The organism is Rhizobium sp. 01N447_2 (assembly GCF_056399245.1).
The window spans coordinates 26,420-40,605 of record NZ_JBFTQY010000059.1; the positions used below are offsets into that span (position 1 = coordinate 26,420).

General features: G+C 62.1%; 17 protein-coding genes. 5 read left to right on the forward strand and 12 right to left on the reverse strand.

Features of this window, described 5'->3' with window-relative positions; translation table 11 throughout:
• The first annotated feature begins 78 nt into the window (after positions 1 to 78).
• The gene (locus tag AC1ECN_RS29065; protein ID WP_026170809.1) at positions 79 to 426 is read left to right on the forward strand and encodes a DUF1491 family protein; all 348 of its coding nucleotides are present in this window, start codon (positions 79 to 81) and stop codon (positions 424 to 426) included.
• A gap of 68 nt (positions 427 to 494) precedes the next feature.
• Here AC1ECN_RS29065 and AC1ECN_RS29070 read toward each other — a convergent pair whose 3' ends face one another.
• On the reverse strand, positions 495 to 1,544 hold the full coding sequence (locus tag AC1ECN_RS29070; RefSeq protein ID WP_018070927.1) for a DUF2336 domain-containing protein: 1,050 nt from the start codon (positions 1,542 to 1,544) through the stop codon (positions 495 to 497).
• 248 nt (positions 1,545 to 1,792) lie between these two features.
• A complete protein-coding gene (locus AC1ECN_RS29075) occupies positions 1,793 to 1,999 on the reverse strand; it encodes a hypothetical protein (protein WP_018070928.1) in 207 nt (68 codons plus the stop codon).
• A gap of 541 nt (positions 2,000 to 2,540) precedes the next feature.
• Between AC1ECN_RS29075 and AC1ECN_RS29080 the strand changes: the two genes are divergently transcribed.
• Complete coding sequence (locus AC1ECN_RS29080) at positions 2,541 to 2,708, forward strand: hypothetical protein (protein ID WP_003546657.1); 168 nt, start codon at positions 2,541 to 2,543, stop codon at positions 2,706 to 2,708.
• Between the two features lie 13 nt (positions 2,709 to 2,721).
• On the opposite strand, the gene AC1ECN_RS29085 is transcribed toward AC1ECN_RS29080, so the two are convergent.
• The 3 genes from AC1ECN_RS29085 to AC1ECN_RS29095 form a co-directional block, all read right to left on the reverse strand.
• Positions 2,722 to 3,270, reverse strand: coding sequence for a DUF1254 domain-containing protein (locus AC1ECN_RS29085; RefSeq protein ID WP_018070929.1), 549 nt, complete (start codon positions 3,268 to 3,270; stop codon positions 2,722 to 2,724).
• Positions 3,263 to 3,850, reverse strand: coding sequence for a DUF1214 domain-containing protein (locus tag AC1ECN_RS29090; RefSeq protein WP_003557846.1), 588 nt, complete (start codon positions 3,848 to 3,850; stop codon positions 3,263 to 3,265). Before AC1ECN_RS29090 ends, AC1ECN_RS29085 begins: the two co-directional genes overlap by 8 nt.
• Positions 3,851 to 4,021: 171 nt before the next feature.
• On the reverse strand, positions 4,022 to 6,232 hold the full coding sequence (locus tag AC1ECN_RS29095; RefSeq protein ID WP_477954894.1) for a transglycosylase domain-containing protein: 2,211 nt from the start codon (positions 6,230 to 6,232) through the stop codon (positions 4,022 to 4,024).
• Positions 6,233 to 6,435: 203 nt separating this feature from the next.
• On the opposite strand from AC1ECN_RS29095, the gene AC1ECN_RS29100 reads away from it, so the two are divergent.
• Positions 6,436 to 6,912 carry a YcgN family cysteine cluster protein gene (locus AC1ECN_RS29100; protein WP_018484364.1) on the forward strand — a complete coding sequence of 159 codons (477 nt, stop codon included), beginning with the start codon at positions 6,436 to 6,438 and terminating at the stop codon, positions 6,910 to 6,912.
• Between the two features lie 6 nt (positions 6,913 to 6,918).
• Here AC1ECN_RS29100 and AC1ECN_RS29105 read toward each other — a convergent pair whose 3' ends face one another.
• On the reverse strand, positions 6,919 to 7,479 hold the full coding sequence (locus tag AC1ECN_RS29105) for a TetR family transcriptional regulator (protein ID WP_075224864.1): 561 nt from the start codon (positions 7,477 to 7,479) through the stop codon (positions 6,919 to 6,921).
• Positions 7,480 to 7,662: 183 nt separating this feature from the next.
• Here AC1ECN_RS29105 and AC1ECN_RS29110 point away from each other — a divergent pair, with 183 nt between their 5' ends.
• Positions 7,663 to 8,577: an SDR family oxidoreductase gene (locus AC1ECN_RS29110; protein WP_477954897.1), complete on the forward strand. Its 915-nt coding sequence runs from the start codon at positions 7,663 to 7,665 to the stop codon at positions 8,575 to 8,577.
• Positions 8,578 to 8,678: 101 nt separating this feature from the next.
• Here the strand turns inward: AC1ECN_RS29110 and AC1ECN_RS29115 are convergent, their stop codons facing one another.
• The 5 genes from AC1ECN_RS29115 to AC1ECN_RS29135 all read right to left on the reverse strand — a co-directional run bounded on the left by AC1ECN_RS29115 (position 8,679) and on the right by AC1ECN_RS29135 (position 12,960).
• Positions 8,679 to 9,749: a fatty acid desaturase gene (locus AC1ECN_RS29115; protein ID WP_018070934.1), complete on the reverse strand. Its 1,071-nt coding sequence runs from the start codon at positions 9,747 to 9,749 to the stop codon at positions 8,679 to 8,681.
• A 303-nt stretch (positions 9,750 to 10,052) separates the two neighbouring features.
• Positions 10,053 to 10,196 (reverse strand): hypothetical protein, encoded by a 144-nt coding sequence (locus AC1ECN_RS29120; RefSeq protein ID WP_003546677.1) that lies wholly within the window; start codon positions 10,194 to 10,196, stop codon positions 10,053 to 10,055.
• A gap of 426 nt (positions 10,197 to 10,622) precedes the next feature.
• Positions 10,623 to 10,955, reverse strand: coding sequence for a hypothetical protein (locus AC1ECN_RS29125; protein WP_130661260.1), 333 nt, complete (start codon positions 10,953 to 10,955; stop codon positions 10,623 to 10,625).
• A 95-nt stretch (positions 10,956 to 11,050) separates the two neighbouring features.
• Entirely contained in the window at positions 11,051 to 11,464 is a 414-nt protein-coding gene (locus tag AC1ECN_RS29130; protein WP_018070937.1) for a hypothetical protein, read from the reverse strand.
• Positions 11,465 to 11,559: 95 nt separating this feature from the next.
• Positions 11,560 to 12,960, reverse strand: a complete 1,401-nt coding sequence (locus tag AC1ECN_RS29135) for an MFS transporter (RefSeq protein WP_075224838.1) — start codon at positions 12,958 to 12,960, stop codon at positions 11,560 to 11,562.
• A 122-nt stretch (positions 12,961 to 13,082) separates the two neighbouring features.
• On the opposite strand from AC1ECN_RS29135, the gene AC1ECN_RS29140 reads away from it, so the two are divergent.
• Positions 13,083 to 14,045, forward strand: coding sequence for a LysR family transcriptional regulator (locus AC1ECN_RS29140; RefSeq protein WP_477954899.1), 963 nt, complete (start codon positions 13,083 to 13,085; stop codon positions 14,043 to 14,045).
• A 13-nt stretch (positions 14,046 to 14,058) separates the two neighbouring features.
• Here AC1ECN_RS29140 and AC1ECN_RS29145 read toward each other — a convergent pair whose 3' ends face one another.
• Positions 14,059 to 14,181 (reverse strand): hypothetical protein, encoded by a 123-nt coding sequence (locus tag AC1ECN_RS29145; protein WP_477954900.1) that lies wholly within the window; start codon positions 14,179 to 14,181, stop codon positions 14,059 to 14,061.
• Positions 14,182 to 14,186: the final 5 nt, after the last annotated feature.

Below are 14,186 nucleotides of genomic sequence, written 5' to 3' on the forward strand. Positions count from 1 at the left end.
TCTAAGTCTTTATTTTCCCGCATGCCGTTATCGCAAAACCGCTACACACTTTTGCGCGACATGCTTTATACCGCACCGATGAGATTACGCGCCGACATCTTCGTTTCAGCCCTCCTGCGCCGCGTCTTCGCCAGCGGCGATTTCGCCGCCGTCGAGAAGAAGGGTGCGGAGGAAGCGGGTGCGATCTTCATCCGTCAGCACTTCCGCGACGGCCTGGAAACGCTCTATGCGCCGGCGCCGCAGACCGCTTTCGACGAAGGCCAGGCCGGCGACCGCCTGTTCGAGATCCGCCTGTTGCGCAGCGAACCGGAAGCGGTGCGCGCGATGCTGGAGCGCGAACGCAAATTCGATCCCGATCTCTGGATCGTCGAGCTGGAGGCGGATGAACTGGGGGATATGATCCCCCTTGTCAGGGACAGCGGATGACGGCCGGAGGCAGCCGTCAGGTCAGCGCCATTTCAAACCGCTGATATGTGGCAAGGTCAGCCCGCGGCTCAGCGAGACCGCCGTCCCATGATGCGCATGTCGCGCTGCGGCGGCGCCTGGCGGATGAAGCGGTGGTTGGGCGTTTCCTGAGGTGCAGGCACATTGGGCACGTCGTGCCTGTAGGTGTAGCGATCGGCACGCCGCCAGGCTTCGACGCGTTCGTGGCATTCTTCCGGGTCGAGCGCATCGAGCACCATCCAGCCCCGCGTGACGTTATGCTGCTGTTCGGCAAGGTGCGGATAGAGCCTTTCGAGCACGAAGACGGCATCGAGAAAGCCCATGCCGAGGCTCGTCAGTGTCGTGGCAAGCTGCTGGCCGGAAAGGTCGAGCATGATGCGCTCGGCAAGCCAGCGGCTGGCGGAAAGCGCATCGGCAAGTGCTGTTGCGAAATGCGTTGCCTCGCGTGAGCGCGCGAAGCGCACCAGCAGCGCCTCTTGAATGTCGGTGAGCGTGCGCAGACCGAGCCTGTCTTCGTCGGCACGGCCGAGATGACCGGCAAGCCCGAGGATACGTTCGCGCAACGCCTCTTCATTGGCAACCCGCTGTTCTTCCAGCGCATCCGCCTCGTTGGTCTCGGCCGGCGCTGGCGAAAGCGGGACCGCTGGCGATTCCATGATCGGCGCCGATGCGCCCGCGGGCCGCGGCTGGCTCTGGCGCAGTGCCACCAGCGCATCGATGACCTTCGGCGAGAGTGAATCGCGGCTGACGATCGCCTTGACATGCGCCGCACCCTGCATGCGCGCAATGGTAATCAGCGTATCGTCGGCGATTGCTTTGGAGGCGGCAAGAAAAGGGGCCGCGATCTCGATCGGCTGGTTGCCGATGAACAGCGCCACGGCTGCCGGCATGTTCTCGCATTGGGATAGCGCCGCGACCGCCTGCCGCTTGGCCTCGTCGGAGGAGGCCTGGAACAGCGGCATGAAAAGTTCGGCAAATTGGCGCAGTTCGGACCGTGTCGGATGAGACAGGTTCTCGAAACTGCTGACAGTCGCCATTAACACCACGTCCTTTTTCCTGACGGCCAAGGGGCCTTCTAGGTCTCGAAACCGGTCACGCACAAAAACACCCCGAAAACGCAGAACAAGGGGACCATGGGCCGATATGCGCTGGCGGAACGCATGTCAGGCCATACGGTTATGAACAAATCCTACATCGGTAGGGTTAATGCATGCTGAAGATTTTATTAAAAAGCAACAGAAATATACACGCTCAGCGTGTCCAGGCATGGTTAGCCGGCAATATAAAAATGCACGATTTGGAAGGGCGCTGCGAGGATGGCTCATCGCCGAGGTGATGGTGGAAAAGTTCAGGCGATCCTGTGATCGCGCAGCGCGTGCAGCAGCTTTTCGCGGCTGTCGTGACCGGCCTGATAGAGGTCGAGTGCTGCTGATGCGGCAAACTGCGCCTCGACGCTCTTGATGTCGATGTGCCGTTCCGCGCACCAGGCATCGAGAGCACTGCGCAGAACGTCGAGATCCTCAGGCGAGAAAGATGAATTCACCAGCAAAGACACCGTTTACCCTCCGCATTCCGGCAAGAGCGAGGAAGATTCCCGATCGATCGGTGCCCGGAAACGTGTGATCGACATGAGCGAACATACGCGCATCTGAGCGCCTCGCAATTAAATATTTTCATGCGGCATTTTTGCAACATCGTCCCTTTCCTGGCAGGCAGATTGCCGCGTCAATGCCAACTATATGAATTATTTCTAATTTTATGCGCCGATCCCCATCCGGGCCTTTGCGCGGGCGGCGTGAAACCAAATCAACTCTTCGAGCGTTAAAGGGGAAGTGAGGTGAACTGTATTTGGCATCTACCGAACATTAGTAAACTGTTAACTGTCATGTGTCTCAATTCGGATAGGAACGACGCGATTTGAGTAGTTGGATCGTTGAAACTCCGCATCACGGTATTTCAATCAGGTGCCGTGGGAAAGGCGCGAATGCCCTCGGTCCGGTCATCCCGGCACTGCAGGACGCGCCGGCTCGCACATTGGCGGGCAGGGTGAAATCCATCGCAAGTTCATCCGTCTCGGGCAGTGCATGGAGACGAGAATGGCAATAGTAGTTGCATTGGCGGATCGGCGGCCGCGGGCGCCGCGTCGCCCGGACAAGGAGCCCCGCGAAGCCAAGATCCTCTGGTTCACCGGCGTCCGCTACGAGCGGTTGGCCGAGAGCCCGAAACATCGTCCGGCGCCAGCGCCGCGCGTCAACAAGAAGTAACCGCTTTTCAACCTCAGCGAGCGGCGAATTGCTCGCAGCCGGCTTCCGTCAGGAAGTTGCGCGCGGCCTCATCGAAGCTCGCCTGCGGCGCCAGCGTCCGCAGCACGGCATACCCGTCCGGCCGTGCCATTTCCACCAGGATCGCCTGCTGCAACTCCTGTGGCAGGTTTTTGCGCAGGTCGGTCAGCTGGATCGGACTGCCGGCCAGCACATCGAGCGCACCGCCGACCGACGTCCTGTCGTTCATGCTGAAGACCTCGTTGGAGGCGCTGTCATAGATCGCGATCGACCAGAAGGGCACATTGCCCTTGGCAGTGAAATGCACCGGTGCGTCCTCGACATCGAAGGAGCAGACGGCGGTGCGCAGGAAGGGGTCGCCATTGGCAAGGCCTGCCTCGTCATACTGGTTGCCGAGCAGGTAGAAATTGTTGAGATCGCCCTCCGCCTCCACGCGAGTCGACGCATCCCTGCCGGTGAAATGCGGCAGCGACAGGATAATGACGAGATGCAGCAGGGCTGCGCCGAAAAGGCCGGTCAGGACGGCGAAGAATATCCTAAGCATTGCCGCATCCGGTCTTGGTGAGCTTCGGCATGGCGAGGTCGATCACGCCGGAACTGCCGGCGGTCGGTGTGTCGAACAGCGTCAGCACCAGCCGGAAGGTGCCGGCCTGTGGCAGGGCCAGCCAGTTGCCCGGCTGCGCGACGGCGGATATTTCGATCGAGAAGCTGCTGTCTTGCTGGCGCAGCACCGTCCAGGAATTCAGCGCTGAGGGATGCCCGGTCGTCACCGCCGCCGGATTGCCGCCATTGTCGGCGGTAAAAAGGGTCCAGAGCCGAGCAGGCGGTGTCTGCCCGCTGATGCGGTAGCGGCAGCCGGCATTCAGCCGCGCGCCCTCGTCGTCGACGCTCGCCGTAAACGTCAGGCCCTCTGCGCTGCCGTAGAGCAGCTTGCCGGCGCGTGCCCGGTGCGACTTGGCATAAGGATCGGCCTCGACCGTCTGCAACGCCGGAAAGGCCTCCCAGGCGCCGAGCTTGATCGCCCCAAAGCCCTGTGTCGCATCCAGCGCATAAAGCGAAATCATGATCCCGCCGCCAAAGGCGACGATCAGCGTGATCGCGATAAAAAGGGGAAATCGAAACACGTCATGACCTTGGAAACCATATCGGATGAAAGGGTTACCACTGATTCTGGCAGGGTGGAATGCCAAGCCCTGCCATAGAGCCGATTGATCCACGGTCATGCCGTATGCGGCAGCGGCATTCAGGCCGATGCATCGATGCGGATGGATGCTGATTTCGGGATCGGCGCGTGACTACTCGGCGCTCGCCACCTTCGCCGGCGCGAGCGGGGCGGCCTCCTTCAGCTTTTCGCCGAGCGCCTTGAGGATGTCAGTCGATTGAACCGAGAGCATGCGTGGCCGGATAAGCTGCGGCAATCCGTCCTGCGGCTTGGCGGCAGCGGTCTTGGCGAGATCCTTTTCCGAGGGCAGGGGGTTTTCGACGCCGGGGATGGCGCGCAACGTGACGCCCTGATGGGCGTAGTCCATGGCACGCTTGAAGGTCATCGCCGGCAGCGAGCCGCCGGTCATCTCGTTGGTCGAGGTGTAGTCGTCATTGCCGAACCAGACGGCGCAGGTGTAATTGCCGGTGAACCCGACGAACCAGGCGTCGCGATAGGCCTGGGTCGTGCCGGTCTTGCCGGCCGTCAGGATGCCGTTGTCGAGTGCGGCCTTGCGCGCCGTGCCGACATAGGGAACACGCGACAACATCTGGTTCATATAGGCGTCGGCCTGTACGGACAGCACGCGTTTCGGCGCCGGTTCGTCATGGTCGAAATCGTAGAGCACGTCGCCGTCGTAATCGAGGATCTGGGTGATGCCGTGGCGGCGCGACTGGTAGCCGCCGGCTGGGAAGGTGGCATAGGCCGTCGCCTGGTCGAGCACCGTCACCTCGGACGTGCCGATCGGGATGGTGACGTCATCGCGGATCGGCGTTTCGACGCCGAGATTCTTCGCCATCGCCCGGATCGGCTGAATACCGAGTTTTTCCTTGGCGAGCCGCACCGGCACGGTGTTGATCGACTGGGCGATCGCGGTCTCAAGCGTGATGCGGCCGGCATAGCGGTTCGCATAATTGTGCGGGCTCCAATTGCCCCAGGAGATCGGCGCATCGACGATCGTCGTCTGCGGCGTCATCCCGCTCTCCATCGCCACCGAATAAGTGTAGACCTTGAAGGAGGACCCCGGCTGACGGAGCGCCCTGGTGGCGCGGTTGAACTGGCTCTCGCCGTAGTCCCGGCCGCCGACCATGGCGCGCACGGCGCCGCCGTTTTCGATCATCACCATCGCGCCCTGCTTGGCGTGATAGGCTTCGCCATATTCGCGCAGCGACGTTTCGACCGAATCCTCGGCCGCCTGCTGGATGCCCATGTCGATCGTCGTGCGCACGATCAGCGAATGCTGGTGGAAACGCGGTGAAAGCCGCTGCACCTCGTCGAAGGCCCAGTCGAGGAAGAAATCAGGCGATTCCACCTCGTTGCGGTCGACGACGGTGGCAGGGTTGCGCCTGGCGGCGATCACCTGACCCTCGGTCATCAGCCCGCTTTGGACGAGATTGGTCAGCACCTCGTTGGCGCGTGCACGCGCCGCCGGCAAGTTGACATGCGGCGCATATTTGGCCGGCGCCTTGAACAGGCCGGCGAGCATGGCGGATTCGGCAAGGTTCACGTCGGTGATGTTCTTGCCGAAATAGAACTGCGCCGCCGCAGCCGCGCCAAAAGTGCCGCCGCCCATATAGGCGCGGTCGAGATAGGTGGAGAGGATTTCCTTCTTGGAAAGGTTCGCCTCGAGCCACAATGCCAGGAACGCCTCGGTGACCTTGCGGTCGATCGAGCGTTCATTGGACAGGAACAGGTTCTTGGCGAGCTGCTGCGTCAGCGTCGAGCCGCCTTGGACGACTTCGCCGGCCCGCKCGTTCTCGCTCATGGCGCGGAAGAGGCCGATGAAATCGATGCCGAAATGGTCGAAGAAGCGCCGGTCCTCGGTGGCGATTACCGATTTGATCAGCGAATCCGGCAGCTCGTCGATCGGCACGGAATTCTGGTGGATCACGCCGCGATGGCCGATGACGTTGCCGTAGCGGTCGGTGAAGGTGACGGCGAAATCGCCGCGGTTGCGCCAGTCCTCCTTGGTCGCCTCGAAGGCGGGCTGRGCAAGCAGCAGCATCAGCACGGAGCCGGCCGCCCCCAGCGTCAGCCCTTCGCCGGCAAGTTCGAAGACCATGCGCTTCCAGCCGCGCACGCGGAAGCGGCGGAAGAATATGGTGATGTCTTCCCAGATCTCGGCGGCGCGGAAGCCGGCGTTCCAGACGGTCGAATCGATCCAGGAATCGATGCGCAGCAGAATGTGACGGCTCTTCGCCGGCCGCTTTTCCGCCGCCTCGTTCGCCGCTTTTCCGGGCCTTTTTTCTGGCCCGTTTTCTGGCCCATTTCCTGGCCCATTTCCTGGGTTGTCCGGATCCTGCACGTCCTGTATTCCCGCCTGATCGCGCTTCGGTCATGTCCGACGAAAGCGCGAGGCCCGCATATGGCCGCAAATCTCTCCGATACCGGGAGAGAATTCTCCGAGTACCAGGAGTATACTGAAGGATTGATTGATTTTGCGGCCGATAACAAGAGAGATGCATGAGGGTCACGCGAATTTGCGGGCCGCTGTTGCATGAAACGACGATGAACGATCTGCCCTTCTGGAAGAGCAAGACGCTTGCCGAGATGACCGCCGCCGAGTGGGAAAGCCTCTGCGACGGCTGTGGTCTCTGTTGCCTCAACAAGATCGAGGAATGGGATAGCGGCGATATCTATTTCACCTCGGTCAGCTGCAAGCTGCTCGACGGCGAAAGCTGTCGCTGCTCGAGCTATGAGAACCGTTGGGATTTCGTGCCGGATTGCGTGCAACTGACGAAGGAGAACGTGCCCGATATCGCCTGGCTGCCGCCCACCTGCGGCTACCGGCTGGTCAATGAAGGCCACGACCTCTACTGGTGGCACCCGCTCGTCTCCGGCGACCCGGAGACCGTCCATGCCGCCGGTATTTCTGCGCGAGGCCGCACGATCAACGAAAATGAAATCGATATCGACGATCTCGAGGATTATGTGGTCGACTGGCCGCTGACCGTGGGCGAGGAGAAGGACGACGAAGAAGCGTAAGTGGGCTCAGGGCTTTATTGCCGCGAGGAAGCACCGCAGCTCCGTTTCCACATAGACAGCCACCGGCCCCTCTGCGCCAAAACCCCACCAGATGAGCGAGCCCTGCCATTGCGACAGCATCAGCCGGGCGATCGTCTCCGGCGCCTTCGCCGATCCGAAACATCGAGCGATCGCCGCCGTCAGTGCTGTTCCCCACGCCGCCCCTCGGGCGCGTAGCACCGGATCGCGGAAATCCTCGCGAAGCACCAGCAGCCCCTCACCATAGGCGGCGGCATTGTCGCCGTAGTCCTGCGACAGGCCGACGAGCAGCGCGACGGCGCCGTCCGGCGTTTTCGGCACCGTCTCGGCAAGCCGCGCCGTTTCCGCATCCAGCCTGTCCCAGGCATAAAGCAGCGCGGCGCGCAGCATTGCCGCCTTCGTGGCGAAACGCTGCACCAGCGTCGAGCCGGAAAGTCCGCTCGCTTTCGCTACCGCCGCAAAGGTTGCCGCATCCGGCCCCTCGGCCTGGATCAGCGCCAGCACCATGGCGAGAAGCTGTTCATCGGAAAGTGTGCGGTGGCGCGGCATGAAATTCCTCTTGCATTCGCCGTGAATGTAAACGATCATTCGTTTATAAACAAGGAGCGCCAGCCGGAGCAATTCCAGGACAAGTGGGAAGCGTTTTCTGTCCGGAATTGCGCAAAAACAAAGAGTTAAACCTGGGCGTTTCCATGACGGCGTAAAGGCCGTTCTAGCGTGGAGGATGGAGAAGTGACAGCGAACTTGCGGGAGAAAGTGGCCTTGGTGGCGGGTGCTACGCGCGGCGCCGGCCGCGGCATCGCAGTGGRACTCGGCGCCGCCGGCGCCACCGTTTACGTGACGGGGCGCACGACGCGAGCGCAGCAATCCGAATATATCAGGCCGGAGACGATCGAGGAGACGGCCGAGCTGGTGACGTCAGCAGGCGGCAGGGGCATTGCCGTGCAAGTGGACCATCTCGTCGAGGAACAGGTCGAGGCGCTGGTCGCCCGCATCCGCGGCGAGGCCGGCCGACTCGATATTCTCGTCAACGACATCTGGGGCGGCGAGAAACTGTTCGAATGGGACAAGTCCGTCTGGGAGCATTCGCTGGACAACGGCCTGCGCATGCTGCGGCTCGGCATCGAGACGCATCTGATTACCGCCCATTACGCCCTGCCGCTGATGATCGAGCGGCCCGGCGGGCTGCTGGTGGAGATGACCGACGGCACGGCTGATTACAATGCCACGCATTACCGGCTTTCGCCCTTTTACGACCTTGTCAAAACGGGTGTCACCCGCATGGCCTGGGCGCATGCGCAAGATTTGGAAAAACACGGCGCCACCGCCGTTTCGATCACGCCTGGCTGGTTGCGCTCCGAAATGATGCTGGATGCCTACGGTGTCCGTGAGGAGAACTGGCGCGAGGCGACGAAGATACAGCCGCATTTCGCCATTTCCGAAACCCCGCATTTCGTCGGCCGCGCCGTTGCGGCCATCGCCGCCGATCCCGATCGCGCCCGCTGGAACGGCCAGTCGCTGTCGAGCGGCGGAGTGGCCAAGACCTATGGCTTCGACGATATCGACGGTTCGCGGCCGGATTGCTGGCGCTACATGGTGGAAGTGCAGGATCCGGGCAGGCCGGCGGATGTGACAGGCTATCGCTAAACAATTCCAGGGAAAGAGGGGCTTTCCCTGGAATTGGATGCAGGCAAAAGGTTAGGGCGGTTCTGTGCTTCGGTGAAAAGCTGAACCGCTCTAACGCCCCATTATCGTGCTGTGGCAAGCCGCGCTGCGTCGCGAAACGAGACCAGTCGCTTCGTCTGTTCGTCCCACAGCACCAGCTTGACGCAACGCAGGCTTTCCATGAGCGTGATGCGGCCCATATCGGCAAGCTCAGGATGGTCTCGCAGCACCTCCGGCAGCCGGTAGTAGGGCACCCGGCTCGACAGATGATGCACGTGGTGGATGCCGATATTGCCGGTGATCCAGCGCAGCACTGGCGGCAAGTCGTAATGCGAGGCACCGTGGAGGGCCGCATGCTGGAACTGCCAGTCCGGCTTCTTCGACCAATGTGTTTCCTCGAATTGATGCTGCACATAGAACAACCAGACGCCGGCAGCACCTGCCAGAAGAACGGTCGGCAGATGCACCAGTAAAAAGGGGACGATCCCGACCGCCCAGATCAGCAGCGCGGCGACCAGTGCGATGGCAAGATTGGTCGCCATGGTCGAGACCCAGGGCAGGGCGCCGGAGCGCATCATGCCGAAAGGCAGGCGCTGCTTGAAGAGGAACAGCCATGCCGGTCCGATCCCGAACATCACGATCGGGTGCCGGTAGAGCCGGTAGCCGAGCCGGCCCCAGCGCGACAGCGCGTTATATTCGGCGATCGTCAGCGTTTCGATGTCGCCAACGCCGCGTTCGTCCAGGTTTCCAGCCGAGGCGTGGTGTTCCGCATGCGCCCGGCGCCAATAGTCGTAGGGCGTCAGCGTCAGGATGCCGATCGTGCGTCCAACCCAGTCGTCGACGCGGCGACGGGCGAAAAACGAGCCGTGGCCGCAATCATGCTGGATCATGAACAGCCGGAGCAGGAAGGCGGCGGCGGGAAGGACGAGGATCAGGCCGGGCCAGAAGCTGTAATGAACCGCCGCCCATGCGGTAGCCCAGAACAGCGCGAAAGGGACGACGGTGACGACAAGCTCGAAAGCGCTGCGTCCGGCTCGTGGCTGGCGATATCCGGCAAGGATTTTCAGCCAGCGTTTTTCAGCGAAAAGCTCGGCTTGCTCTGCGGATCGATCCGGGTTTTCGGATCGCTCCGGGTTGTCGCCGGGCTCGCCCAAAGGGGCCACTTGGATTTCCTCGCACTCGCTGCGGCGCGCAGATTCGATCACAGAGTGACGCCGTGAAAGGCGACGATCGCCGAAAAGCCGAGTGCAATCACCACGGCCGAGCGAATGAGGAAGAGCGGATAGTCGAAGTGGTACATCGTATGAAGAGTGGTCATGGTTGAAGCAATTCCTGTTTTTCTGAAAACATGTCAATGGGTGATGGTGTCACGCCGGAGCGCGGCGCGTTCGACAAGACGCGCTATCACTTGCGCTGTTATGCGCACGGGGGGCGGAGCGGGGGCTCGATAAGAGGTTCTATTTCTTTGGAGCACTGCCCTGCGGGGCGGTTTTGGTCGCCGTCTTCATCTGATTGGCGAATGTGCTTTCCACCTTCGCTGCCTGCTTGTCCTTCTTCGGCTTCCGGACCTCGCGATTGCTTCTTACTTGTCCTTTTGCCATCGATAAAATCTCCCTTTAGATCGAAATTGAAAGCCGCAGCCTGCGTGGTATTCGCCCCGCTTGTCGGTCGCGATCAGAGATCGCGGGATCGTCATGAGGGGCAACCCGACAACACCGGGCCGCAGGGATGGAATGAAAATGATGCCTGCTGAAACCGCATCGCAGTCTGGAGGCGGATGACCGGAGAGGTCACCGAAAGCCAAACCCGACGTTGAGACGGGACGTCACCATGCTTTCGCGATCGGGAAAATGGCGGGCCGGAACTCCGGTCACCGCAAATGCCGCATCGGCCAAATCAGCGAGCCATCCTCTTAGCGTAAAATTGAGTCGCCATTAAGGCCACCGCCGCAGGAAAGCCATATTTCCACAGGGTTCAATCCGCAAGAGCATGATGCCGAAAAGTGTCAGCGGTTTTCGGACGACATCCTATTCTAAGGGAAACAGGCGGATCAGCTTCGTTCTTTCCATCTCCGATCGGCCCGATGTCGACATGATGCCGCGGGCCAAACAGAGTTCTATGTCCCGTCCGATATCGAGCGGTACCAGCATGCCGCCGGCCTTGAGCAGGCGGTCTGTCATCGACAAAAGCATATCCACTTGCGCCTGGCAGCCATCGATTTCCAGGAGCGCCACCCGGCGCTCCCTGTCGATGTTGGCAAAATCCCTAGCTTGCTGCCGTTGTTGGTAAGCCCCGAACTGCACCCATCCGAAATAACCGGCCGCTGCGACGCAGATACAAAGCAAGAGGGTTTTCCGCACAATAATCCTTCGGAGCCGAGCGGCTCGCTTGCCGCTAGCGCATAACCCCGAAATCGGAATCGATTTCCGAATGGATTACGCGCAAACTCAAAGTGTTAGAGCGTCCTTAGCGCGTCTGAAAAGACCCGCGGCGCTCTTGCCGGCGCGTCTTCGCGGGGCAATCCTTGTATCGCATATCGGTTAAAGACGGGGGTTACCGGTTTCGGCGGCGTCTTCAGCTTGCCGAAATGGTGTTCGAGCGCCAGCGAGAGCAGGGCCGGAGAGGTGACGCCCTCCTCGAACAGCCTGATCAGCAGCACGGCCGCGACGTTGAAGACCCTTTCGTCGTCGATCAGGATTCTGGCGTCGTAACCGGCGTCGTCGAGCACGCCCTGAAGCATGTCGAGATCGGATGAGGTCAGATGCGATTTTTCGGAAGTGGAAGACATCGGTCCTCCTTTCATCGGGGCGAGGATACCAAGATCCTCAGTCGGCAGCGCCCGTTCAATGGCTGCCGAAGTTGCGACCATGCGCCTTTCGCCCAGGCAACGCAACGGGATTCTTGCCGCAGATTTAGCTCCGGTTCATGAGCAGCCCGCACCGGTCAGAGTGCGGGCTGTGAGGATCATTCCGCCGCTTGATAGGTAGGCCTCCGGGCGGCCGATGTCCGCGGACCGGCGGCTGCAAGCAGCGTGATCGCCACCGCAAGCGATGCCACGAAAGCGATGCCGGCGACATAGGGGTTCCAGCCGAAATGCGGTGCGGCGGCGAAGACCGCCGAGGCGGCCGCAAGCACGATGCCGCCGCCGATCTGGAAGGAGGCGAAGAGTAGCCCGGAGGCGAGCCCCGCCTTGTCATCCTCCACATCGGAAAGGGCCGCAACCTGCACCGAGGGGTAGGTCAGGGCGTAACCGAGGCCGAGCGGGATCTGCGAGAACACGACGAGCAGGATCGGATCGACATGTCCGAGTGCAGTCACCCAGAAGATGTAGCTGAAGGCCTGCAGGCCGACACCCACTGCCATCAGCCGGGTAGCACCGCGATTTTGCGCGACCGTCGCAAAACGTGGCGCCAGGAACATCACGAAGACACCGCCGAGGGCGAAGCAGAAGCCCGTCGTGAAGGCCGACCAGCCGATGACGTTCTGATAGTAGAGCGTCGCCAGAAACTGGAAGCCGACATAGGCACCCTGGAAGAGGGCGGCGATCGCATTGGCATGCCGGAGCTTGGCGCGGCGGAACATGCCGAGCGGCACCATCGGATCGGCATGGCGCGCTTCGACCACGAGGAAGAGCAGGATCAGCACCAGCGACGCGGCGAGCGAACCCCAGGTCGGGAACGCCTGCCAGCCGGCGGCCGCGGCATTGGTGATGCCGAAGACGAAGAGCAACAGGCCGGGCGTAATCGTCAGCGCGCCGGCCCAGTCGAAGGCAGGTCTCGGTCCCGCCCTTTTCGGGTCGGCGGGCAGCACCAGCGGCGCCAGAACGAGCGTCAGGATGGCGACGGGCGCGCCCATGACGAGTGTCGCCCGCCAGCTGAAGATCGTCGCGGCACCGCCGAGCACCATGCCGAGCACGAAGCCGGCGGCGCCGGTGGAGGAGAAGACACCGAGCGCCCTTGCCCGCGCGGTTCCCTCGCCGAAGACGGAGAGCAGCAGCGCAAGGGCCGCTGGCGCCGTGAAGGCGGCGGCAATGCCCTTGATCAAGCGGGCGGCGATCAGTGTCGGCCCGCTATCGACGAAACCGCCGGCGATGCTGGCGGCGGCAAAGATCGCCAGCGACCAGAGGAAGACGCGGCGATGGCCGAAGACGTCGGCGACCCGGCCGCCGAGCAGCAGGAAGCCGCCATAGCCGAGCACATAGGCGCTGACGGCCCATTGCAGCGAGGTCGCCTCCATGCCGAGTTCGGCCTGGATGGCAGGCAAGGCAACGCCGATGGTGGAGACGTCCATGGCGTCGAGAAAATTGGCGGCGCAGAGCAGCAGCAATGCCAGCCCCGCCCCGCTTGGCGATTTGGAAAGAGTCATCGAAATCTTTCCTTCTTTGCTGCCGCCTCATCGGGGAGGTTGCCGGGCGGCAGGGAACGAGAAAATGTACAGCTTCCTTTCCTATTGCAAATTGATAGTAGCCATGCCAGGTATTACTGACGATGATGAATGATGCCACTCTTCGCAAGATCGACCTCAATCTCCTGTTGGCCTTTTCGGTGCTGATGCAGGAGCGCAACGTCAGTCGTGCCGCCGAACGGCTGCTGCTCGGCCAGCCGGGCCTGTCGGCCGCTTTGCGGCGCCTGCGCGAGGCGCTGGACGACGAATTGTTCGTGCGTGTCGGCCGCGGCCTGCAGCCGACGCCGCGCGCTCTTTCCATCGCCCCGGCGATCGAGGATGCGCTGTCGGGCATCGAGCGCGCCATCCGCCCGCAGGCCGAATTCGATCCGGCAAGCTGGCAGGGCGAGTTCCGCATCGGCATGTGTGACAATCTCGAATCGGCCTTCTTCGGCCCGCTTGCCGCCCGTCTTCTCCAGCTTTCACCCGGCGCCCGGCTGATCGGCGTCGCCTCCGAGAAACGCGATGCCGCGCGCCGGTTGGACGAGGGCGTCTTCGACTTCAGCGTCTCCGTGCACGACGAACCGGCCTCCTGGCACATTCGTGCGCCGCTGTTCGACCAGGCCTCGATCTGCATTTATGACGAAGCTCAACTCCGGCTAAAGGCGCCGCTGAGCCTCAAGGATTTTGCCAATGTCGCGCATGTCACGGTCTCGTTCGAAGGCAATGCCGCGACCAGCATCGACATCGCGCTGAGCCGCACCGGCCACGTCAGACAGGTGGTGGCGACGGTACCGCGCTTTTCCGCCTTGCCGACGGCGCTGCGGGCCATGCCGGCCATCGCCACCGTGCCGGAGTCGATCGGCCGCTGCATGGCGCAGTTGCATGGGCTGACGATCTGCGAGCCGCCGCTTTCGCTGCCGGCCGATCCCGTAACCATGCTCTATCGCCGCGTCGACCAGGCCGACGGCCGGGCGCGCTGGTTCCGTCGCCTGTTCCTCGACGTCGCCAGCCAGGCGCTCGAAGCCTCCGGCTGCTGCGTATCGATCTMGAGAGCCGCGGCCTAGGCTCCAGACTCAATCATGCCCACCAAATGACGAGAGCAGCGATGTAGCAAGTTGCCTCGAAGTTGATCATAAGCTTGTCGTATCGTGTTGCGATGCGCCTCCAATMCTTCAGGCGGCAGAAGGTGCGTTCAATAATATTCC